This window comes from Aminobacter aganoensis (assembly GCF_014206975.1).
Taxonomy (GTDB): domain Bacteria; phylum Pseudomonadota; class Alphaproteobacteria; order Rhizobiales; family Rhizobiaceae; genus Aminobacter; species Aminobacter aganoensis.
Map to the genome: position 1 here is coordinate 172,115 of NZ_JACHOU010000003.1, position 22,522 is coordinate 194,636.

At 65.7% G+C, this 22,522-nt stretch carries 20 protein-coding genes; 13 read left to right on the plus strand and 7 right to left on the minus strand.

Annotated features, from left to right (window positions below):
- Positions 1 to 82: 82 nt before the first annotated feature.
- Positions 83 to 709, minus strand: a complete 627-nt coding sequence (gene upp, locus GGR00_RS08435; protein WP_055981536.1) for a uracil phosphoribosyltransferase — start codon at positions 707 to 709, stop codon at positions 83 to 85.
- 104 nt (positions 710 to 813) lie between these two features.
- Positions 814 to 1,788, minus strand: coding sequence for an adenosine deaminase (locus GGR00_RS08440; RefSeq protein WP_184699178.1), 975 nt, complete (start codon positions 1,786 to 1,788; stop codon positions 814 to 816).
- A 110-nt stretch (positions 1,789 to 1,898) separates the two neighbouring features.
- Here GGR00_RS08440 and ubiE point away from each other — a divergent pair, with 110 nt between their 5' ends.
- From ubiE to GGR00_RS08500, 12 genes are all read left to right on the plus strand, one after another.
- Positions 1,899 to 2,675: a bifunctional demethylmenaquinone methyltransferase/2-methoxy-6-polyprenyl-1,4-benzoquinol methylase UbiE gene (ubiE, locus tag GGR00_RS08445; protein ID WP_055981730.1), complete on the plus strand. Its 777-nt coding sequence runs from the start codon at positions 1,899 to 1,901 to the stop codon at positions 2,673 to 2,675.
- A gap of 13 nt (positions 2,676 to 2,688) precedes the next feature.
- Positions 2,689 to 4,263: a 2-polyprenylphenol 6-hydroxylase gene (ubiB, locus tag GGR00_RS08450; protein WP_184699180.1), complete on the plus strand. Its 1,575-nt coding sequence runs from the start codon at positions 2,689 to 2,691 to the stop codon at positions 4,261 to 4,263.
- Between the two features lie 68 nt (positions 4,264 to 4,331).
- The gene (locus GGR00_RS08455; protein ID WP_184699182.1) at positions 4,332 to 4,607 is read left to right on the plus strand and encodes a FitA-like ribbon-helix-helix domain-containing protein; all 276 of its coding nucleotides are present in this window, start codon (positions 4,332 to 4,334) and stop codon (positions 4,605 to 4,607) included.
- Positions 4,607 to 5,008 (plus strand): type II toxin-antitoxin system VapC family toxin, encoded by a 402-nt coding sequence (locus GGR00_RS08460; protein WP_184699184.1) that lies wholly within the window; start codon positions 4,607 to 4,609, stop codon positions 5,006 to 5,008. The genes GGR00_RS08455 and GGR00_RS08460 overlap by 1 nt, the downstream gene beginning before the upstream one ends.
- Positions 5,009 to 5,017: 9 nt before the next feature.
- The gene (gene coaBC / locus GGR00_RS08465; protein ID WP_184699186.1) at positions 5,018 to 6,235 is read left to right on the plus strand and encodes a bifunctional phosphopantothenoylcysteine decarboxylase/phosphopantothenate--cysteine ligase CoaBC; all 1,218 of its coding nucleotides are present in this window, start codon (positions 5,018 to 5,020) and stop codon (positions 6,233 to 6,235) included.
- 115 nt (positions 6,236 to 6,350) lie between these two features.
- Positions 6,351 to 6,956 (plus strand): glutathione transferase GstA, encoded by a 606-nt coding sequence (gstA, locus tag GGR00_RS08470; protein WP_184699188.1) that lies wholly within the window; start codon positions 6,351 to 6,353, stop codon positions 6,954 to 6,956.
- A gap of 412 nt (positions 6,957 to 7,368) precedes the next feature.
- Positions 7,369 to 7,458, plus strand: a complete 90-nt coding sequence (gene kdpF, locus GGR00_RS08475) for a K(+)-transporting ATPase subunit F (protein WP_055981556.1) — start codon at positions 7,369 to 7,371, stop codon at positions 7,456 to 7,458.
- Positions 7,459 to 7,492: 34 nt separating this feature from the next.
- Positions 7,493 to 9,196, plus strand: a complete 1,704-nt coding sequence (gene kdpA, locus GGR00_RS08480; protein ID WP_184699190.1) for a potassium-transporting ATPase subunit KdpA — start codon at positions 7,493 to 7,495, stop codon at positions 9,194 to 9,196.
- 31 nt (positions 9,197 to 9,227) lie between these two features.
- On the plus strand, positions 9,228 to 11,300 hold the full coding sequence (gene kdpB, locus GGR00_RS08485) for a potassium-transporting ATPase subunit KdpB (protein ID WP_184699192.1): 2,073 nt from the start codon (positions 9,228 to 9,230) through the stop codon (positions 11,298 to 11,300).
- Positions 11,301 to 11,311: 11 nt separating this feature from the next.
- Entirely contained in the window at positions 11,312 to 11,881 is a 570-nt protein-coding gene (gene kdpC, locus GGR00_RS08490; protein WP_055981565.1) for a potassium-transporting ATPase subunit KdpC, read from the plus strand.
- A gap of 64 nt (positions 11,882 to 11,945) precedes the next feature.
- Positions 11,946 to 14,654 (plus strand): sensor histidine kinase, encoded by a 2,709-nt coding sequence (locus GGR00_RS08495; RefSeq protein WP_184699194.1) that lies wholly within the window; start codon positions 11,946 to 11,948, stop codon positions 14,652 to 14,654.
- Positions 14,651 to 15,343 carry a response regulator transcription factor gene (locus GGR00_RS08500; RefSeq protein WP_184699196.1) on the plus strand — a complete coding sequence of 231 codons (693 nt, stop codon included), beginning with the start codon at positions 14,651 to 14,653 and terminating at the stop codon, positions 15,341 to 15,343. Before GGR00_RS08495 ends, GGR00_RS08500 begins: the two co-directional genes overlap by 4 nt.
- Positions 15,344 to 15,382: 39 nt before the next feature.
- Here GGR00_RS08500 and map read toward each other — a convergent pair whose 3' ends face one another.
- From map to gyrB, 3 genes are all read right to left on the minus strand, one after another.
- Positions 15,383 to 16,159 (minus strand): type I methionyl aminopeptidase, encoded by a 777-nt coding sequence (gene map, locus GGR00_RS08505; RefSeq protein WP_184699198.1) that lies wholly within the window; start codon positions 16,157 to 16,159, stop codon positions 15,383 to 15,385.
- Positions 16,156 to 16,368, minus strand: coding sequence for a ParD-like family protein (locus GGR00_RS08510; RefSeq protein WP_055981733.1), 213 nt, complete (start codon positions 16,366 to 16,368; stop codon positions 16,156 to 16,158). Before GGR00_RS08510 ends, map begins: the two co-directional genes overlap by 4 nt.
- 145 nt (positions 16,369 to 16,513) lie before the next feature.
- The gene (gyrB, locus tag GGR00_RS08515; protein ID WP_055981577.1) at positions 16,514 to 18,961 is read right to left on the minus strand and encodes a DNA topoisomerase (ATP-hydrolyzing) subunit B; all 2,448 of its coding nucleotides are present in this window, start codon (positions 18,959 to 18,961) and stop codon (positions 16,514 to 16,516) included.
- A 377-nt stretch (positions 18,962 to 19,338) separates the two neighbouring features.
- Here gyrB and GGR00_RS08520 point away from each other — a divergent pair, with 377 nt between their 5' ends.
- Positions 19,339 to 21,174 (plus strand): PAS domain-containing protein, encoded by a 1,836-nt coding sequence (locus GGR00_RS08520; protein WP_184699200.1) that lies wholly within the window; start codon positions 19,339 to 19,341, stop codon positions 21,172 to 21,174.
- Between the two features lie 21 nt (positions 21,175 to 21,195).
- Here GGR00_RS08520 and GGR00_RS08525 read toward each other — a convergent pair whose 3' ends face one another.
- The gene (locus GGR00_RS08525) at positions 21,196 to 21,627 is read right to left on the minus strand and encodes a response regulator (protein WP_184699203.1); all 432 of its coding nucleotides are present in this window, start codon (positions 21,625 to 21,627) and stop codon (positions 21,196 to 21,198) included.
- A gap of 138 nt (positions 21,628 to 21,765) precedes the next feature.
- Complete coding sequence (locus tag GGR00_RS08530) at positions 21,766 to 22,335, minus strand: NADPH-dependent FMN reductase (RefSeq protein WP_184699205.1); 570 nt, start codon at positions 22,333 to 22,335, stop codon at positions 21,766 to 21,768.
- Between the last annotated feature and the right edge of the window lie 187 nt (positions 22,336 to 22,522).

The following is a 22,522-nucleotide window of genomic DNA, read 5'->3' on the forward strand; positions in this document are numbered from 1 at the left end:
CGTCACGTTAGGCGGCGGATGGTGATCGCGGCTTTAACGGCCTCGGCCCAATGCCAAAGGCGGTAAACTGCCGGTTAAGCGCTTATTTCGTGCCGTACATGCGGTCGCCCGCGTCGCCCAGGCCGGGGATGATGTAGCCCTTGTCGTTGAGCTCGCGGTCGATCGAGGCGGTGAAGACGGGCACGTCGGGATGCGCCTTGGTAAAGCGCTCGATGCCCTCGGGCGAGGCCAGCAGGCACAGGAAGCGCAGATTGGTGGCGCCGCGACCCTTGAGCTTGTCGATGGCGGCAATCGCCGAATTGGCCGTCGCCAGCATCGGGTCGACGACGATCACCAGGCGATCGCCGAGATCGCTCGGCGCCTTGAAGAAATACTCCACCGCCTCCAACGTCTCGTGGTCGCGATAGAGCCCGACATGGGCGACGCGCGCCGCCGGCACCAGGTCGAGCAGGCCTTCGAGCAGGCCGTTGCCGGCGCGCAGCACCGAGGCGAACACCAGCTTCTTGCCTTCCAGCGTCGGCGCTTCCATCGTCTCGATCGGCGTTTCGATCATCTTGGTGGTCAGTTCGAGGTCGCGCGTCACCTCATAGCCGAGCAGCAGCGAAATCTCGCGCAGCAGGCGGCGAAAGCCGGCGGTCGAGGTTTCCTTGTCGCGCATGATGGTCAGCTTGTGCTGGACAAGCGGATGGTCGACGACGGTAACGGTCATGGGTGTACGCTCCTGGAACTCGGAAAATTGACGCCATTCTATCGGCTGGCGCGCTGTCGACCAATGTCGCGCCAGCCTTGAACCACAGTTTTGTCGGTCGAAATTCAGCGTTTATGGCCGTCCAGCCGGGCCATCAGCGCCGATTTTGTCTTGCGGTCGACGAACGCCGCCTCGATCGCCGTGCGCGTCGTCGCCATCAGCGCCTTCTCGTCCATGCCGAAATGCTCGGCGGCGAGGTCGTATTCGCGCTTCAGGTTGGTCCAGAAATAGGGCGGATCGTCGGAGTTCAGCGTCACCTTGCAGCCGGCGTCGCGCAGCTTGCGGAAAGGGTGCTCGCCAAAACTGTCGAAGACCTTCAGCGCGATGTTCGAGCCCGGGCAGATTTCGAGCACCACGCCCTCGTCGGCGATGCGCTTGACCAGGTCCGGGTTCTCGATGGCGCGCACGCCATGGCCGATGCGCGACGGGCGGATGTGGTCGAGCGCGGCCGCCACGCTTTCCCAGCCCAGCAGCTCACCGGCGTGGATGGTGATGCCCAGCCCTGCCTCGCGGGCGATCTCGAAGGCCCGCACATAGTCCTCGAAGTCGCCCATGCGCTCGTCGCCGGCCACACCGAAGCCGGTGACCAGCGGATGGTTGCACCTGGCCGCGAAGCGCGCCGCCGCCTCGATTGATTCGACGCCGACATGGCGCACGCCGGTGACGATCATGCGGCCTTCGATGCCGGTCTTGGCTTTCGCCCGTTCCATGCCTTCGCCGAGCGCATCGGTATAGGCCTTCGGCGACAGCCCGGCCTTGGTGGCGTGGTCGGGAGAGGTGAACACTTCCGAATAGATCGCGCCGTCGCGGGCGAGGCTCGTCAGATAGTGTTCCGACAGCCTGGCATAGTCCTCTTCGGTGCGGAAAAGGTCGGCGGCGAAGTCGTAGGCCGCAAGGAACGAGGTGAAGTCGTTCCAGACGAAGGCGCCGTTCTGGATGAAAGGTGAGACGTCCTTGCCGTATTTCTGCGCCTGGCGGATGACGAGTTCGGGTGCGGCCGCACCTTCTATGTGGCAGTGCAGCTCGGCTTTCAAAGGCATTCGTTGTTCCTTGTCTTGTCGGCGCGGGCGCGGCCTAAAACCGCGCCTCAAACAATAGCGCCGGCTGGTGTGATCGGCTATGGTCCCGCCGGATTTGATTGGACAACAAAATGTCAGAACAACGGACGACAGCCGTCGGCGGCATGGAAACTTCATACGGTTTCCGCAATGTCGGCGCGGGCGACAAGCAGGGCCTGGTCAACGAGGTCTTCCACAAGGTCGCCAACCGCTATGACGTGATGAACGACCTGATGTCGGGCGGGCTGCACCGGGTGTGGAAGGATGCCATGGTTGCCTGGCTCAATCCGCCGAAGCGGCCGGGCTGGAAGGTGCTCGATGTGGCCGGCGGCACCGGCGATGTCGCCTTCCGCATCATCGATGCCTCGCATGGCAATGCGCATGCCACCGTGCTCGACATCAATGGCTCGATGCTCGCCGTCGGCCGCGAGCGCGCCGAAAAGCGCGGCCTCGCCGGCAAGACCGATTTCGTCGAGGCCAACGCCGAAGAGCTGCCCTTCGCCGACGAGACCTTCGACGCCTACACGATCGCCTTCGGCATCCGCAACGTGCCGCGCATCGATGTCGCGCTGACGGAAGCCTGGCGCGTGCTGAAGCCGGGCGGCCGCCTGCTGGTCCTCGAATTCTCCGAAGTCGACATGCCGCTGCTCGACAAGGTCTATGAAGCCTGGTCGTTCAACGCCATTCCGCGCATCGGCCAGGCCGTCACCGGCGACGGCGAGCCCTACGCCTATCTCGTCGAGTCGATTCGCAAGTTTCCCAACCAGCAGAATTTTGCCGCGATGATCACCCGCGCCGGCTTCGATCGCGTCACCTTCCGCAATTACACCGGCGGCATCGCAGCGCTTCACTCGGGCTGGAAGCTTTGACGGACGCCGCGCGATGAGCAGTATCGGGGCGTCTTTCCGGCTCGCGCGCGCGGGCTGGGTTCTGGTGCGCGAGGGCGTGGTCGCGGCCTTGCCGGGCGACCAGCTGACCGGCCTGCCGAAATTCGGCTGGCGCGTCGCCAGGCTGCTGACCCGCCGGCGCGCGCTCAAGCGGGTGCGCAGCGATCGCCTCGCCAATGCCGTTGCCCGGCTTGGACCATCCTACGTCAAGCTCGGCCAGTTCCTGGCGACCCGCCCCGACGTCGTCGGCGACGACATCGCGCTCGACCTCGCTTTGCTTCAGGACAGCATGGCCACCTTCCCGATGTCGGAAGCCGTCGCCGCGATCGAGGACTCGCTTGGCCGCAAGGTCTCCGACCTCTATGTCAGCATCGACGCGCCGGTCGCCGCGGCTTCCATCGCCCAGGTCCACCCGGCCGAGGTCGCGACGCCCGACGGCCCGCGCAAGGTCGCGGTCAAGGTCATCCGCCCCGGCGTGCGCAAGCGCTTCTTCCAGGACCTCGAGAGCTACTTCCTCGCCGCCCGGCTGCAGGAGTGCTACGTCCCCTCGAGCCGTCGTCTGCGCCCGGTCGAGATCACCGAGACGATGGCCCAGACCACCAAGATCGAGATGGATTTCCGCCTCGAGGCCGCCGCCTATTCCGAGCTTGGCGAGAACACCCGCGACGATCCCGGTTTCCGCGTGCCGGCGGTCGACTGGGAGCGCACCGGCCGCGACGTGCTCACCATGGAGTGGATCGACGGCGTCAAGCTCAACGACATCGAAGGGCTTCGCGCCGCCGGCTACGACCTAAAGGCGATTGCCGCGACGCTCGTCCAGTCGTTCCTGCGCCACACTTTGCGCGACGGCTTCTTCCATGCCGACATGCACCCCGGCAACATGTTCGTCGACGCCAAGGGCGACATCGTCGCCGTCGATCTCGGCATCTCGGGCCGGCTCGGCAAGAAGGAGCAGCGCTTCCTCGCCGAAATCCTCTACGGCTTCATCACCCGCAACTACATGCGTGTCGCCGAAGTGCATTTCGAGGCCGGCTACGTTCCGCGCCATCACAATGTCGCTGCCTTCGCCCAGGCCATCCGCGCCATCGGCGAGCCGATCCATGGCCAGCCGGCCGAAACGATCTCGATGGCCAAGCTTCTGACGCTGCTGTTCGAGGTCACCGAACTGTTCGACATGGAGACGCGGCCCGAACTGGTGCTGCTGCAGAAGACCATGGTCGTGGTCGAGGGCGTCGCCCGCACGCTCGACCCGGCCTTCAACATGTGGAAGACCGCCGAACCGGTCGTTGGTCATTGGATTGCCGGAAATCTGGGTCCGCAGGGGCTGCTGATCGACGCCCGCGACGGCTTCGGCGCGCTGTTGTCGCTGGTCCGCCAGGCGCCCGATCTCGCCGCCCGCACCGAACGCCTGTCGCGCCAGATCGACGCCATGGCCGAGAACGGCCTGCGCTTCGACGAGGCGACCGCGCGCGCCATCGGCAAGGCCGAGGCGCGGCACACCCGCTCCGGCCGCATCGCGCTCTGGGTCATTGCGCTGACGCTGGTCTACATCGCCTGGGAATTGCTCTGACATAGGCCAAGTTTGACGCCGGTGCTGTCAATGACTACATTGCAGTCAATGACAGCATGGAGGCGTCCATGGCTACTCTCACCATCAGAAACGTGCCTGAGGATGTGAAGCAGGCACTGCGCGTGAAAGCCGCGCAGAACGGCAATTCGCTTGAGGAGGCGCTTCGCCAGATCCTGGCGGATGAGGTGGCAGCGCCGCATGCGGCCGCATCCCGTATCAACGCCGAAGAGATCATGCGACGCGCGGCAGAGCTAGAGTCCGACGAGCCGACCGACAGCCGATACAAGTACTACTCGCAGAAGGAGCTGAGCGATGCGATCAGTGGCGAGTATGAGGGCTTGTAATGGTCATTGACACGTCAGCTGTCGTGGCCATCGCTCGCCGCGAGCCCGAAGCTTTGGCATTCGCCAGCATGTTGGCGCAGACGCCGAGCAAGTTGATGGCAGTGCCCACTTATCTGGAATGCGTCTTCGTCCTTGCGGGCGTCGCGCCAACAAAAGGGCTGTCTTTTCTGCAAGGGCTGGTGTCCGACACGCTGATCACGCTGGTCCCATTCGGCGAGCAGGAACTGGAAGCTGCCATTGCGGCGCGGGTGAAGTTCAGCCGGGGTTCCGGGCACGCCGCGAAGCTCAATTTCGGCGACTGCTTCGCCTACGCGCTGGCGAAAACCCGAAACGTCCCGCTGCTGTTCAAGGGCGACGATTTCATCCATACCGACATCGAGCCGGCGCTGAAGCCGGCCTGAGGGCCAAGCATGTTTCTTTCCGGCAAGCGCATCCTGCTCATCATCGGCGGCGGCATCGCGGCCTACAAGTCGCTCGACCTGATCCGCCGCCTGCGCGAGCGTGGCGCATCGGTGCGGGCTGTCATGACCTCGGCCGCCCAGGAATTCATCACGCCGCTGTCCGTCGGTGCGCTCACCGCCGACCATGTCTTCACCGATCTCTTCGACCGGCAGGACGAGCAGGATGTCGGCCACATCAGGCTGTCGCGTGAGGCCGACCTGATCGTCGTCGCTCCCGCCACCGCCGACCTCATGGCCAAGCTTGCCAACGGCCATGCCAACGACCTCGCCTCCGCCGTGCTGCTTGCCACCGACAAGAAGGTGCTCATGGCGCCGGCCATGAACCCGCGCATGTGGGCCAACCCGGCGACGCGCCGCAACCGCGCCACCCTGGAAAAGGACGGCATCCACTTCATCGGCCCGATGAAGGGCGAGATGGCAGAGAGCAACGAGGCCGGCGAAGGCCGCATGGCTGAGCCGCTGCAGATCGTCGGTGCGATCGAGGAATTGCTCGACGCCCGGCCGAAGCCGCTGTCGGGCCGCAAGATCATCGTCACCTCGGGCCCGACGCACGAGCCCATCGACCCGGTGCGCTACATCGCCAACCGCTCGTCGGGCAAGCAGGGCCATTCGCTTGCGGCGGCACTGGCAAGGCTCGGCGCCGACGTCCGCCTCGTCTCCGGCCCGGTCACGATTGCCGATCCCGCCGGCGTCAAGACCGTCCATGTCGAGAGCGCACGCGAGATGCGCGACGCGGTAGAACAGCTGCTTCCCGCCGATGCCGCCGTCTTCGTCGCCGCCGTCGCCGACTGGCGCACCGACAATGCCGCCGGCGAGAAGATCAAGAAGGTGGCGGGCGAGGGGCCTCCGGCGCTGCAGATGGTCGAGAACCCCGACATCCTCGCCGGCGTCGGCCATCACGCGAAAAGGCCCTATCTGGTCGTCGGCTTCGCCGCCGAAACCCAGGACGTGCTCAAGAACGCCCAGGCCAAGCTCGCCAGGAAAGGTGCCGACTTCATCGTCGCCAACGATGTCAGCCACGAGGGTGGCGTCATGGGCGGTGACCGCAACCGGGTCAAGATCGTGAGCAAATCAGGCGTCGACGAATGGCCCGACCTTCCCAAGGAAGAGGTCGCCGAGCGCCTCGCCCAGCTGATCGCTGACAGGCTCCGGACCGTCACTGTCTGATCGCTGCGCTTCGTTGCGGTGAACATGCGAACATAGTGTTCACCCTGAAGTGACTAGGCCGCCTTGCCCGCGCGTGCGAGGAGAGGGCCACCTACCATTGGAGTTCCTCCCCGAAATGAAGCTTTTCTACATGCCCGGCGCCTGCTCGCTGGCCCCTCATATCGTCGCCAACGAAGTCGGCATCGACCTCGAGCTCGTCAAGGTCGACGGCAAGACCAAGACCACCGAGGCCCAGCAGGACTTCCTCGCCACCAACCCCAACGGCTACGTGCCGGCGCTGGTCCTCGGCGACGGCGAGCTGATGACCGAATCCTCCGTCCTGGTGCAGTACCTCGCCGATCAGAAGCCCGAGAGCGGCCTGATGCCCAAGGCCGGCGACATGGCGCGTTACCGCGTCCAGCAGTGGCTGGCCTTCGTCGCCACCGAACTGCACAAGGTCTTCGGCGCCTTCTTCAAGCCCAACACGCCCGAGGCCACCAAGGAGATCAACCGCGACCTGCTCGCAAAGCGCCTCGCTTATGTCGACGGCAAGCTCGAAGGCCGCTCCTACCTGATGGGCGATGTCTTCACCGCTGCCGACGCCTATCTCTGGACCATCCTCGGCTGGGCAAAACATGTCGGCATCGACCTGTCCTCCTTCGCCAACATCCAGCGCTATCTCGGCACCGTGGCGGCCCGCCCGGCGGTGCAGAAGGCCCTGCGCGCCGAAGGCCTGGCCTGATCGCCGGCTAACTTACCGCTGCCTCGGCAGCCTCATATCTGACGACAAGACGGCCCTCCGGCATCCGCCCGAGGGCCGTTTTCTTTATGCAATTCCTATTTCTTTGCCCGGGCCGCTCTCTCGAACCTTAATGCGGTTCTGCCCCAGATTCCTCCCTGACATCGACAGTTTTGCCGACGACGCCCGCACCGCTGGCGTCGTCGTGTCGTGCATCGATCCAACGCCCGCCCCCCGGGACGATTTCAGGAAAGGACCACGGAGATGGACATCTTCGTACTCGCCATAGGCGCCGTCTTCTTCGCCATGTGCTTCGCCTACGTCAAAGCCTGCGACATCCTCTGAGCACCGGCCCGAAAATCGCAAACGATTTTCAGGAAGCACGATGCGCAAATTCAACAAATGAGAGCGTCCGATGTTGTTCGACTACATTCTCGCTGGCGGGGTTACCGTGTTCCTGCTCGCCTACCTGACCTACGCGCTCATCCGCCCCGAACGGTTCTGAAGACCGTCCCGCGCATGTTCGGAAAGCTATTCTCATGACCATCAATGGCTGGCTACAGATCCTCGTCTTTTGCGGGGTCATCGTTCTGCTCGTGAAGCCGCTCGGCGGCTACATGTACCGCGTATTCAGCGGCGAGCGCACCTTCCTCACCCCCGTCCTCGGCCCGGTCGAGCGCCTGCTCTACGGCCTCGCCGGCACCAGCGAGCGCGAGGACCAGCACTGGACCGGCTATGCCGCGGCCATGCTGGCCTTCAACATCGCCGGCTTCCTGCTGCTTTATGCGCTGCAGCGTTTCCAGGGCTCGCTGCCGTTCAACCCTGCCGGCATGTCCGCCGTGCCCGCCGAGCTGTCCTTCAACACCGCCGTCAGCTTCGTCGCCAACACCAACTGGCAGAACTATGGCGGCGAAAGCACCATGTCCTACCTGGTGCAGATGGCCGGCCTGACGGTGCAGAACTTCGTCTCCGCCGCCACCGGCATCGCCATCGGCATGGCGCTGATCCGCGGCTTCGCCCGCGCTTCCGGAAAGTCGATCGGCAATTTCTGGGTCGACCTGACCCGCGCCACGCTTTACGTGCTGCTGCCGCTCTGCATCGCCTTGACCCTCGCCTATGTCTGGCTCGGCGTGCCGCAGACCATCGGTTCCTACGTCACCGCCACCACGGTCGAAGGTGCCGAGCAGGCCATTGCGCTCGGGCCGGTTGCCTCGCAGCTCGCCATCAAGATGCTCGGCACCAATGGCGGCGGCTTCTTCAACGCCAACTCGGCGCATCCGTTCGAAAACCCCGACGCCATCTCCAACTTCCTCCAGATGGTCTCGATCTTCGCGCTGGGCGCTGCCTTCACCAACGTCTTCGGCCGCATGGTCGGCAACCAGCGTCAGGGTTGGGCGATCTTCGCCACCATGGGCATCCTGTTCGTCGCCGGCGTTGCCGTCACCTACTGGGCCGAGGCTGCCGGCAACCCGCTGGTTCATGCGCTCGGCATCGACGGCGGCAACATGGAAGGCAAGGAAGTCCGCTTCGGCATCGTCTTGTCGTCGCTCTTCGCCGTCGTCACCACCGCTGCCTCCTGTGGCGCCGTCAACGCCATGCACGGCTCGTTCACCGCACTTGGCGGCATGATCCCGCTCATCAACATGGAGCTCGGCGAAGTCATCGTCGGCGGCGTCGGCGCCGGCTTCTACGGCATCCTGATGTTCGTCGTCATCGCCATCTTCGTCGCCGGCCTGATGGTCGGCCGCACGCCCGAATATCTCGGCAAGAAGATCGAGGCCAAGGAGGTCAAGATGGCCGTGCTCGCCATCCTGTGCCTGCCGCTCGCCATGCTCGGCTTCACCGCCATCGCTGTGCTGATCCCGAGTGCGGTGGCATCCGTCGGCACGCCCGGCCCGCACGGCTTCTCCGAGATCCTCTATGCCTACACCTCGGGTGCCGCCAACAACGGCTCGGCCTTCGGCGGCCTCACCGGCAACACGCCCTGGTACAACATCACCATCGGCCTCGCCATGCTGATGGGTCGCTTCCTGGTCATCATCCCGGCGCTTGCCATCGCCGGCTCGCTGGTCACCAAGAAGACTGTCCCCGCCTCGGCCGGCACCTTCCCGACCGACAGTGCGCTGTTCGTCGGCCTGCTTGCCGGCGTCATCCTGATCGTCGGCGGCCTGACCTTCTTCCCGGCGCTCGCCGTCGGCCCGATCGTCGAGCACCTCGCCATGATCGTCGGCCAGACCTTCTGATGCGCAAACCGAAAGAACCGGAGTCTCTCGCATGAGTACCCACAAATCCGCGAGCCTGCTCGACGCTCGCATCCTTCTCCCGGCGATCGGCGATGCCTTCAGGAAGCTCGATCCGCGCAGCTTGGCCCGGAACCCCGTCATGTTCGTCGTCGCCGTCGTCACGGCGCTGACATCAGTGCTGTTCGTCAAGGACCTGATATCGGGGGCGGACGGCCTCGGCTTCTCGTTCCAGATCATCCTGTGGCTCTGGTTCACAGTACTGTTCGCCAACTTCGCCGAAGCCGTCGCCGAAGGTCGCGGCAAGGCCCAGGCCGACTCGCTGCGCAAGGCGCGCACCGAAACCCAGGCCAAGCTGCTCGACGGCGATGGACGCACCGCCTGGAAGCTGGTGCCCGGCACCAGCCTCAAGGTCGGCCAGGTCGTCCTCGTCGAGGCCGGCGACATCATCCCCTCCGATGGCGAGGTCATCGAGGGCGTCGCCTCGGTTAACGAGGCGGCCATCACCGGCGAATCCGCGCCCGTCATCCGCGAGTCCGGCGGCGACCGTTCGGCCGTCACCGGCGGCACCCAGGTGCTGTCGGACTGGGTCCGCGTGCGCATCACCGCCGCTGCCGGCTCGACCTTCCTCGACCGCATGATCTCGCTGGTCGAGGGCGCCGAGCGCCAGAAAACGCCCAACGAGATCGCGCTCAACATCCTGCTCGCCGGCATGACGCTGATCTTCGTGCTTGCGGTTGCCACCATCCCGAGCTTCGCCACCTATGCCGGCGGCTACATCCCGGTCATCGTGCTGGTCGCGCTGTTCGTCACGTTGATCCCCACCACCATCGGCGCGCTGCTCTCGGCCATCGGTATCGCCGGCATGGACCGCCTTGTCCGCTTCAACGTGCTCGCCATGTCGGGCCGCGCGGTCGAGGCCGCCGGCGACGTCGACACGCTGCTGCTCGACAAGACCGGCACCATCACGCTCGGCAACCGCCAGGCCACCGAGTTCCGTCCGGTCAAGGGCGTGTCCGAGCAGGAACTGGCCGACGCCGCCCAGCTCGCCTCGCTCGCCGACGAGACGCCGGAAGGCCGCTCCATCGTCGTGCTCGCCAAGGAGCGCTACGGCATCCGCGCCCGCGACATGGGTTCGCTGCATGCCCACTTCGTGCCCTTCACCGCCCAGAGCCGGATGAGCGGCGTCGATTTCGACGGCTCCTCCATCCGCAAGGGCGCGGTCGATTCGGTGCTTGCCCATGTCCGGTCGATCGCCGCTTCCGCCTCGGGCACCCCGGCCGACAGCGAAGCCGTGCGCAGCATCCAGCAGATCTCCGACGAGATCGCCAAGCTCGGCGGCACTCCGCTGGCGGTCGTCCGCGACGCCCGCCTGCTCGGCGTCGTCTACCTCAAGGACATCGTTAAGGGCGGCATCAGGGAGCGCTTCACCGAGCTGCGCCGCATGGGCATCCGCACCGTCATGATCACCGGCGACAACCCGATGACGGCAGCGGCCATCGCGGCCGAAGCCGGCGTCGACGACTTCCTCGCCCAGGCGACGCCGGAGAACAAGCTGGCGCTGATCCGCGAGGAGCAGGCCAAGGGCAAGCTGGTGGCGATGTGCGGCGACGGCACCAACGACGCCCCCGCACTCGCCCAGGCCGATGTCGGCGTCGCCATGAACACCGGCACCGTCGCCGCCCGCGAGGCCGGCAACATGGTCGACCTCGACTCGGATCCCACCAAGCTCATCGAGATCGTCGAGATCGGCAAGCAATTGCTGATGACCCGCGGCGCGCTCACCACCTTCTCCATCGCCAACGACATCGCCAAGTATTTCGCCATCATCCCGGCGATGTTCCTCGCCTTCTACCCGCAGCTCGGCGCCCTCAACATCATGGGCCTTGCCACCCCGCAAAGCGCCATCCTGTCGGCCATCATCTTCAACGCGCTGATCATCGTGGCCCTCATCCCGCTGTCGCTGCGCGGCGTGAAGTATCGCGCTGTCGGTGCTGCCTCGCTGCTCCGCCGCAACATGCTGGTCTACGGCCTCGGCGGCATCGTCGTGCCCTTCATCGGCATCAAGGCCATCGACATGGCGATCACCGCCATCGGCCTCGCATAAGGACGACTTCCATGTTGAAGCAATTACGACCCGCACTCGTCATGATCGCAGCGCTCACCGTCATCACCGGCCTTGCCTATCCGCTTGGCATGACCGGCATCACCCAGGTGCTGTTCCCCAGGCAGGCCAATGGCAGCCTGGTCGAGAAGGACGGCAAGGTCATCGGCTCTGAGCTGATCGGCCAGGCCTTCACCGGCGACCGCTATTTCCACGGCCGCCCCTCGGCCGCCGGCGACGGCTACAACGCTGCAGCCTCCTCCGGCTCCAACCTCGGTCCGACCAGCGCCAAGCTGATCGACCGCATCAAGTCCGAGGCAGAATCCCTGAAGCAGACCGATCCCGGTGCACCGGTGCCGATGGAACTGGTCACCGCCTCTGGCAGCGGCCTCGACCCGCATCTGTCGCCCGAGGCCGCCTACTTCCAGGTCGCCCGCGTGGCCAAGGCGCGTGCCGCCGACGAGGCCTTTGTCCGCAAGCTCGTCGACAGCCACGTCGAGGCGCGCGAGCTCGGCTTCATGGGCGAGCCGGTGGTCAATGTGCTCAAGTTGAATTTGGCACTCGACGCTGCGATTGCACCCTGACAAGGTCGCGCCGGAGTTCTAACACCTGTCAGAACTCCGGCGCGCCGAGCGACACGAAGAACAGATGCCAGACGATCTCAGGGACAAGGAAGCCAGGCCTTCGCCGGACGCGCTGCTCGAAACCGCAGAGCGCGAGGGGCGTGGCCGCCTGAAGATCTTCCTCGGCGCAGCCCCCGGCGTCGGCAAGACCTACGAGATGCTGATGTCGGGCCGCGCCCGGCTCGCCGACGGCACCGACGTCGTCATCGGTGTGGTCGAGACCCATGGCCGCCGCGAGACCCAGGCGCTGGTCGAGGGTTTCGAGGTCGTCCCGCGCAAGGCGGTCGACTACAAGGGCCGCACGCTCGACGAGATGGACCTCGACGCCATCATCGCCCGCCGCCCCAAGCTGGTGCTGGTCGACGAACTGGCCCACACCAACGCCCCGGGCAGCCGCCACCCCAAGCGTTATCTCGACGTCCAGGAACTGCTGACCCAAGGCATCGACGTCTACACCACGCTCAACATCCAGCATGTCGAGAGCCTCAACGACATCGTTGCCCAGATCACGCGCATCACCGTGCGCGAGACGGTGCCGGACCTGATCATCGACCGCGCCGACGACGTCGAGATCATCGATCTCACGCCCGACGACCTGATCAAGCGCCTGCACGAAGGTAAGGTCTATGTGCCGACCACGGCGCGCCGCGCCATCGAGAACTACTTCTCGCCCGGCAACCTGACCGCACTTCGCGAGCTTGCCTTGCGCCGCACCGCCCAGCGTGTCGACGAGCAGCTGCTCACCCACATGCAGGCCCATGCCATCGAGGGGCCGTGGGCCGCCGGCGACCGGGTGCTGGTCGCCGTCGACGAGCATCCGCGCAGCGCCTCGCTGGTCCGCTTCGCCCGCCGCCAGGCCGATCGGCTGCGCTGCCCCTGGGCAGCACTCCATGTCGAGACCTCGCGCTCGGCCAATCTCGGCGACGCCGACAAGGACCGGCTCGCCGCCACCATGCGGCTGGCCGAACAGCTCGGCGGCGAGGCCGTCACCATTCCCGGCCAGGCGGTGGCCGAAGACATCGTTCGCCACGCCGGCACCCACAACTTCACCCACATCGTCGTCGGCAAGCCGTCCAAGTCGCGCTGGCGCGAGCTGTTCGAGGGCTCAGTCACCCACGACCTGATCCGCCAGGCCGGCAACATCTCGGTCCACGTCACCTCGGGCACCGAGCAGGATGCGGCACTGGCTTCGCAAGGCGTCAAGACCGCCGCCCAGCGTCGCCGCTTCGACCTGTGGCCCTATTTCACCGCCACGCTGCATGTCGTCGGCGCGCTCGCCGTCGGCTTCCTGCTCGACCAGTTCCTCGACGTCCGCTCCATCGCCCTCGTCTTCCTGATGGCGGTGCTGACGTCAGCGGTAACGCTCGGCCTGTGGCCGGCCCTGTTTGCCTCGCTGCTCAGTGCCGGCACCTACAATTTCTTCTTCCTGACGCCGCTCTACACGCTCGACATCTCCGATCCAGAGAGCGTCGTTGCGTTCCTGTTCTTCCTCGTCGTCGCGGTCATCGCCTCCAACCTCACCGGCCGCGTCCAGCGTCAGGCCGCCGCGGCGCGCGAGCGCGCCCGCATGACCGAGGACCTTTATCTGTTCGCCAAGAAGCTTGCCGGCACCGGCACGCTCGACGATGTGCTCTGGGCCACAGCCTTCCACATCGCCTCGATGCTCAAGGTCCGTGTCGTGCTGCTCTTGCCTGAGGATGGCAGCATCGCCGTCAAGGCCGGCTATCCGCCCGACGACACGCTTGCCGACGCCGACATCGCCGCCGCCAAATGGGCCTGGGAGCACAACCGCGCCGCCGGCCGTGGCGCCGACACGCTGCCCGGCGCCCGGCGCCTCTATCTGCCGCTGCGCACCGGCCGCATGGCCGTCGGTGTCGTCGGTCTTGACAATGACCGCCAGGGACCGATCCTGACACCCGAGCAGCAGCGCCTCTTCGACGCGCTGGCCGACCAGGCGGCGGTCGCCATCGAACGCATCCAGCTCGTCGCCGACGTCGACCGTGCCAGGCTCGCCGTCGAGGCCGACCGGCTGCGCTCGGCGCTGCTCACCTCGATCTCTCACGACCTCAAGACGCCGCTCGCCGGCATCATGGGGGCGGCGGGTGCACTGCGCGAATTCGGCGGTTCATTGCCGGAGGAGGGCAGGGTGGAGCTGGTCTCGACTGTCGTCGACGAGTCCGAGCGGCTCAATCGCTTCATCGCCAATCTGCTCGACATGACCAAGCTCGAATCGGGCGCGATGGAGCCCAACTACGCACTGCATTATGCCGGCGACATCGTCGGCTCGGCCCTGCGTCGCGCTGCCAAGATCACCGCCAACCACGAGACCGAAATCGACATGCCGGCCGACCTGCCGATGCTGAAGGTCGATCCCGTCCTGTTCGAGCAGGTGCTGTTCAACCTGCTCGACAACGCCGCCAAATACGCCCCCGAAGGCTCGTTGGTCCGCATCCGCGGCTGGCCCGACCACGGCTCGGTGGTGCTCCAGGTCATGGACGAAGGCCCTGGCATTCCGCAGGCCGATCTGGAACGGATCTTCGATACGTTCTATCGCGTGCGCAAGGGCGACCATGTCCGCGCCGGCACCGGCCTCGGCCTGTCGATCTGCCGTGGCTTCGTTGAGGCCATGGGCGGCACCATCGTCGCTTCCAACCGGACGGATCGGCCGGGCGCCGTGTTCACCATCACCATGCCGGTGCCGCCGGAGGCATCGAAACTTCAGGGATTGGCATGAGCACGTCATCAGTGAAGATTCTCGTCGTCGACGACGAGCCGCCGATCCGCAAGCTCTTGCGCGTCGGCCTCGGCACCCAGGACTACACCGTCATCGAGGCACCGGCGGCGAAGCCGGCATTGGTCATTGCCAGGGCGGAAAAACCCGACCTTATCCTGCTCGACCTTGGCCTGCCCGACATGGGCGGCCACGATCTGCTCGCTGCCTGGCGGGAGGAAGGGCTTGCGGTGCCGGTCATCATCCTGTCCAGCCGCACCGACGAGGCCGGCATCGTCAAGGCTTTGGAGCTTGGCGCCGACGACTACGTGACCAAACCCTTCGGCATGAACGAGCTGATCGCCCGCATCCGCACCGCGCTCCGCCATCGCCTGCAGCAGCAGGGCGAAAAGCCGGTGTTCCAGACCGGCGAGCTGTCGGTCGACCTGGTCAAGCGCATCGTCAGGGTCGCCGGGCAGGAGGTGAAGCTGTCGCCCAAGGAATACGACATCCTGCGCGCCCTTGTGCAGCACGCCGGCAAGGTGCTCACCCACCGCTTCCTGCTCGAGCATGTCTGGGGCGGCTCGGCCGACGTGCAATATCTCCGCGTCTATGTCCGCCAGCTCCGCCAGAAGATCGAAAAGACCCCCGACGAGCCGCAATACATCACCACCGAAACCGGCGTCGGCTATCGCCTGCGAGAGGCCGATTAGCGCGATACCGCAGAGGCGCTGGCCGCCTCCGCGATTGGCTCAGAGCGAAGCGGAGCCCTGCACCTCGTCGGGCCGCAGCGTCAGCACGTCCACGCCCGAAGCCGTCACCGCGACCGTGTGCTCGAACTGCGCCGACAGCGAGCCGTCCCGCGTCACCACGGTCCAGCCGTCGTCCTCGGTCCGCACGCTGCGCCGGCCGCGATTGAGCATCGGCTCGATGGTGAACACCATGCCTTCGCGCAGCATCAGCCCGGTGCCCGGCTTGCCATAGTGCAGGACCTCGGGCTCCTCGTGCATCTCGCGGCCGATGCCGTGGCCGCAAAAGTCGCGCACCACCGAATAGCCGTTGCGCTTGGCATGGCGCTCGATCGCCCAGCCGATGTCGCCCAGCGTGGCGCCCGGGCGTACCGCCCGGATGCCCTGCCACAGCGCTTCCTGAGTGGTCTCGACCAGCCTCCGGGCGGCAGGGTTCACCTCGCCGACGAGATAGGTCTTGCTGGAATCGGCGATGTAGCCGTTCTTCTCCAGCGTGATGTCGAGATTGACGATGTCGCCGTTCCTGAGCACGTCCGATGGCGAGGGTATGCCGTGGCAGACCACCTCGTTGATCGACGAGTTAAGTACGAAGCCATAGCCGTACTGGCCCTTGCTCGCGGGCCGGGCCTGGAGCTCGTCGACGATGAAGCGCTCGACCATGTCGTTGATCTCGAGCGTCGATCGGCCTTCGAGCGGGGTTCGGTCGAGAAGCGTAAACACCGATGCCAGCAGCCTGCCGGACTCGGCCAGCAGCAGCAGTTCCTCGGGCTGCTTGGTCATGCCTGGATCGCTGCCAGCGACTGGGCCGAAACGCCCGCCGAACTCAGCTCGCGCTCCATGATCTCGTTGAAGCTCAGCGTCGGATTGGTCTCGCACAGCATGCCGACCTTGATCCAGAACGCCGCCTGCGCGTTGATCGAGCGGCACGATACCTTGCTCGCCCTGCGCAGTTGCTCGTGCAGTTCGTCGTCTATGTTCACAATGCCCATCGGGGTCTCCATATATGGTTCATATATAGAACGTATATGGAAAAGCCAACCCCGCAGGCTTTTTGCCCACGCAAACCCCAAAAACACAATCGCCCCCTCCGCTGGGCAAAGGGGGCGAAATGAACCAGAGCGGAAAAGGCCGCGGTCAGACGTCCAGGTTGGCGACGCTCAGCGCGTTCTCCTGGATGAAGTCGCGGCGCGGCTCGACCTCGTCGCCCATCAGGCGGGCAAACAGCGAGTCGGCGTCGGTGGCGTCCGTCACCTGCACCTTGAGCAGCGAGCGCACGTTCGGGTCCAGCGTGGTCTCCCACAGCTGTTCGGCGTTCATCTCGCCTAGGCCCTTGTAGCGCTGCATGGTCAGGCCCTTGCGGCCCGAGGCGAACACCGCGTGCAGCAGCGCCAGCGGCCCGGCGATCGATTCCGAGTTCTCCTTGCGTCGCAGCACCGGCGGCTGGCCGTAGATCTCGCCCAGGCGGGCGGCAAAGCGGTCGAGCGCGCGCGCGTCGGCCGAGTTGATCAGCGCCATGTCGAGATGCACATGTTCGGTCACGCCGCGCAGCGTGCGCTCGAAGACATAGCCGCCGGAACCGTCGTTCGAGGTCGAAACCTTGCCGCTCCAGCCGCGCTCGATGTCTTCCGAGATCAGGTCGAGCCGCTCGGCGATGGCTTCGGCCATGGCGTTGGCGCGGCCGAGATCGTTGAAGATGTCGGGGTTGAGCGCGCCGGCGATTGCCGCCTGCTCGACCACCGGGCGCGAGTAGCGCGTGTGCAGCCCGTCCATCAAAGTGCGCACGCCGAGCGCGTCGGCCACCGCCGCGCGCAGGTCCTGGCCGACGCGCACTTCGCCGCCGGCCAGCGTCAGCGACGCCTCGTCCAGCCCGACATCGACGAGATATTCCTCGAAGGCGCTTTCGTCCTTCAGGTACTGCGAGCTCTTGCCGCGGGTTACCTTGTAGAGCGGCGGCTGGGCGATGTAGAGGTGCCCGCGCTCGATCAGCTCCGGCATCTGCCGGAAGAAGAACGTCAAGAGCAGCGTGCGGATGTGGGCGCCGTCGACGTCGGCGTCGGTCATGATGATGATCTTGTGGTAGCGCAGCTTGTCGGCGTTGAACTCGTCCTTGCCGATCGAGGTGCCGAGCGCGGTGATCAGCGTCCCGATCATGTCCGACGACAGCATGCGGTCGAAGCGGGCGCGCTCGACGTTCAGGATCTTGCCGCGCAGCGGCAGGATCGCCTGGTTCTGGCGCGACCGGCCGCTCTTGGCCGAGCCGCCTGCCGAGTCACCCTCGACGATGAAGATTTCGGATTTCGCGGGATCGCGTTCCTGGCAGTCGGCCAGCTTGCCGGGCAGCGAGGTGATGTCGAGCACGCCCTTGCGGCGGGTAAGCTCACGCGCCTTGCGCGCCGCTTCGCGGGCGGCGGCGGCTTCCACCACCTTGGCGATCAGCGTCTTGGCCTCTGTCGGATGTTCCTCGAACCAGGTGCCGAGCGCCTCGTTGACCAGGCTCTCCACCACCGGGCGGACTTCCGACGACACCAGCTTGTCCTTGGTCTGCGACGAGAACTTCGGATCGGGAACCTTGACCGAAAGCACCGCCGTCAGGCCCTCGCGGGTGTCGTCGGCGATGATCGAGACCTTTTCCTTCTTCGAGATGCCCGAGGTCTCGGCATAGCCGGTCACCTGGCGCGTCAAGGCTCCGCGGAAGCCGGCGAGATGGGTGCCGCCATCGCGCTGCGGGATGTTGTTGGTGAAGGCCAGCACGTTCTCGTGGTAGCTGTCGTTCCACCACATCGCCACCTCGACGGTGATGCCGTCGCGCTCCGCCCGGATGGCGATCGGAGCGCCGATCAACGGCTTCTTGGCCCGGTCGAGATACTTCACGAACTCGATCAGGCCGCCGTCATAGAGCAATTCCTGGCTCTTGATGTCGGCATGGCGCTTGTCCGACAGCAGGATGCGCACGCCCGAATTCAGGAAGGCGAGCTCGCGCAGCCGGTGCTCCAGCGTGCCGTAGTCGAAGTTGGTCATGGTGAACGTTTCGGGCGAGGGCAGGAACGTCACCTCGGTGCCGGTTTCGTCGCCGGCATCGCCCGTCACCTTCAGCGGCGCAACGGCGTTGCCGTGATTGAAGGTCATCTCGTGGATCTGGCCCTTGCGGCGGATCTTGAGCTTCAGCCACACCGACAGCGCGTTGACGACGGACACGCCGACGCCGTGCAGGCCGCCCGAAACCTTGTAGGAATTCTGGTCGAACTTACCGCCGGCATGCAGCTGCGTCATGATGACCTCAGCCGCCGAAATGCCTTCGCCGGTGTGAATATCGGTCGGAATGCCGCGGCCGTTGTCGGTGACCGTGACGGAGCCATCGGGATTGAGCGACACCGTCACCAGCGTCGCATGGCCGGCCAGCGCCTCGTCGATGGCGTTGTCGACGACCTCGTAGACCATGTGGTGCAGGCCCGAGCCGTCGTCGGTGTCGCCGATATACATGCCCGGGCGCTTGCGGACGGCGTCCAACCCCTTCAAAACCTTGATGGAATCTGCGCCGTACTCGGCCTCGGCGCCGGGAAGGTTCTCGGACTGGTCGCTCATGAAAAACTTTCGTCTGGCTGCCGCAGGAGGACGCGGCAAAATCGGCCCCGAATCGCACGTCGATTGATCCCCAGATATAGGGGTTAAGTGTGGTTTTTCCAAGTTTTACGGGCCTGTTCGGCGTGGATAACGGCGCTCGCCGCGGCATGGGCGGCATGCCGGTGAAGCGATCGTCTTGCGCCTCGAATTGCCGCCGGTTTGGAACTTCTCGCCGCCACGGCTGTTGATGTCGGCCGTATTGTGATCCTTACTGCCGGTCGTCCCTTGTTTTCGTAGGACGGCCTCGATTTTTTAACTGGGAATTGCGCTCGCTTATGCCCACAACCCTGCCGTCCGGAGCCGATCCCGCGGGTCTTCATCCCACCCTCGAGGGCGAGATGAACGGCCGCATCGCCGCAATGGATTGGGCGGCCACCCCGCTCGGCCCGATCAGCTCGTGGCCGTTGGTCATCCGCATGAGCGTCCGCATCATGCTGTCGTCGGCGGTGCCGATGTGCCTGATGATCGGGCGCCAAGGCATCATGATCTACAACGACGCCTACATTCCGATCGCCGCCGGCCGCCATCCCGCCTGTTTCGGCAGTTCCGTCTTCGACAGCTGGCCCGAGGTCGCCGACTTCAACCGCACCATCGTGACCAAGGTGCTCGAAGGCGATACCGTCACCTTCGAGGATCAGGAGTTCGTGTTCCGTCGCAACGGCCTGCCCGAGCGCGTCTGGCTCGACCTTGACTACAGTCCGCTGCTCGATGACGACGGCAGGGCGGTGGCGGCATTCGCCATCCTCGCCGAGACGACCAAGCGTGTCCGCGCCGAAAAGGCGCTTGCCCGCAGCGAGGAGCGCTTGTCGCTGGCGCTGGCCGCCTCGGGCATCGTCGGCGCCTGGGACATGGACGTCTCCAGCCGTTGGGTCACTGCCGATGCACGTTTCGCCCAGATGTTCGACCTCGACGCCGCTGATGCCGAGCGCGGCATTCCGCAGGCACGCTTCCTCGATCGGATCCACGAGGCCGACCGCGACCTGGTACTGAACGCCCTCGAACAGGCGATTGCCGAACGCGGCGACCTGCGCGTCGAATATCGCCTGCCGGGTGCCGATGGCACGCTGCGCTGGATATTGGCCACCGGCCGGGTGGTCGGCGACGCCGAGGGCGGCGAGCGTCTGCCCGGCGTCGTCATCGACATCACCGAGCGCAAGGCATTCGAGGCGGCGCTCGCGGCCAGCGAGGCCGGCTTCCGCACGCTCGCCGACACCATGCCGCAGATGGTCTGGTCGACCCGCGCCGACGGCCACCACGACTACTACAACGCCCGCTGGTACGAGTTCACCGGCATGGCGGAAGGCACCACCGACGGTGCCGGCTGGAACGGCATGTTCCATCCCGACGACCAGCAGCGCGCCTGGGAGCTCTGGCATCGTTGCCTGGCCACGGGCGAGCCCTACCAGATCGAATACCGCCTGCGGCACCACAGCGGCGAGTACCGCTGGACGCTCGGCCGCGCCTTGCCGATCCGCAACAAGGCCGGCGACATCATCCGCTGGTTCGGCACCTGCACCGACATCCACGAGACCAAGCTGGTCGCCGAGGAGCGCGAGGTGGTGGCCCACGAACTCAGCCACCGCATCAAGAACATCTTCTCGGTCCTCAACGGCATCATCGGCCTGTCGGCGCGCTCCTATCCCGATCTCAAGCCGCTGGCCGACGAACTGCGCCAGCGTATCGTCGCCATGGGCAAGGCGCATGATTTCGTCAGGCCGCACAGCGCCGCCTCGCGTCCGGCCGACAACAATTCGTCGCTGCAAGCGCTGGTCACGCTTCTGCTCGCACCGCATGTCGGTGGCGACAGTGGCCGCTTCGTCTTCGAGGGCGACGATGCCGTCATCGACGATGCGGCGGCCACGCCGCTGGCCCTTCTCATCCACGAACTCGCCACCAACGCGGCCAAATACGGCGCGCTCGCCAGCCCCCGCGGCAGGGTCGTGCTGAGTTCGGCAAGGTCCGGCGACGATTACCGCCTGGTCTGGAAGGAGACCGGCGGGCGGCCGCTCGAAGGCGAGCCGCAGGCCGAAGGCTTCGGCAGCCGCCTGGTCAAGCTCAGCGTCGAAGGCCAGCTCGGCGGCAGGCTGGAGCGCAGCTGGCAGGCTGAGGGCCTCGAAGTGTCGATCGTCGTGCCGAAGACGCAGCTCAGCCGGTCGTCGACCTTGCGGCGCTGATCCGGGCGACCCGCACAGCTGTCAGGATTTGTCGGCGTGCTCGTTGGAATTGTCGGCGAAGAGCTTCAGCCGCACCGGCGGCTCTGCCTCGACGCGATGGCGCCGCGCCGCCGCATAGGCGATGGCCTGCCGCAACTCCTCGTCCATGACGGGCTTCGGCATCACCCCGAGCGTCCCGGGAATGCCGTCGCCCAGTTGCGAGGGATTGGCGGTCATGTACAGCACCGTCACCCCGAACTGCTCGGCCAGGACATGTCCGAGATGCGAGCCCGTCGGCCCGTCGCGCAGGTTGAGGTCGACAAGCGCGATCTCGGCCATGTGCGCGAGGTCGAGCGCCGTCGCGGCGTCCATTGCGATGCCGACGGGGTGGTGCCCCAGTTCCTCGAGTACGCTTTCGATTTCGGTGGCGACGAAAATCTCGTCCTCGACCACCATCACCTTGCAGTTCGTCATGTGCCTACACGCCGGATCCCTGTTGTCTTTCAACCGGGGTGCCAACGACCCTGGCTGCAATAGGTTGCAATCTGGTTGCAGGATTCTGGCGCAGCGGCGGTTTGTCGCCCGCCTGTCTGTCGGGCGACAAGGGGTCGATCAGCCCGCGCGCAGCGGCTTCAGCGCCTCGCTCCAGCGGTGCAGTTCGTCGAGCATGGAGTTGGCGCTGTCCTTGACCAGTTCGTTGGCCTTGAACTCGCCGTCCTCGTCGAGGTGCTGGGCAAAGGCCGGAATGGCGATGGCTTCCGGGATCGGCATGATCTTCAGCGTCGTCAGCAGCATCTTTTCGGCCTGCACGGCGCGCAGGCCGGCCGACACGCCGCCATAGCTCAGGAAACCGGCCGGCTTGTAGTTCCACTCACGCGCCAGGTAGTTCACGGCGTTCACCAGCGCCGGTGCGGCGAAGAAATTGTACTCCGGTGTCACGAACACGTAGGCGTCGCCGGCCTTGATCGCCTCGGACCATTTCTTGGTGTGCTCGTTCTCGTACTGGCCGAGGCGCGGATGCCTGGGTTCGTCGAAGATCGGCAGGCCGAAGGCCTCGATGTCGGTGATGACGGGTTCGAATTTGCCGTGCTCGCGCGCATAGGCTTCGAGCCAGCGGGCGAAAACGGGTCCGACGCGGCCGGGGCGGGTGCTGGCCACGACGATGTTCAGCTGGTGTTTCAAGATTTCAGTCCTTGGGAAGGTATCAAATGGTGACCGGCGGGAAATAGGCGCCCAAACCCTCCGGTGGCAAGAAGGCACCTTTAGGTGACCTATGCATGGCCCCGAAAATCGGGACCTTTCGGAAGGATCATGCATGGATACCAGGTGGACGGCGCCCTTGGCGCTGCCGGGTGGCCGCGCGGCGCTG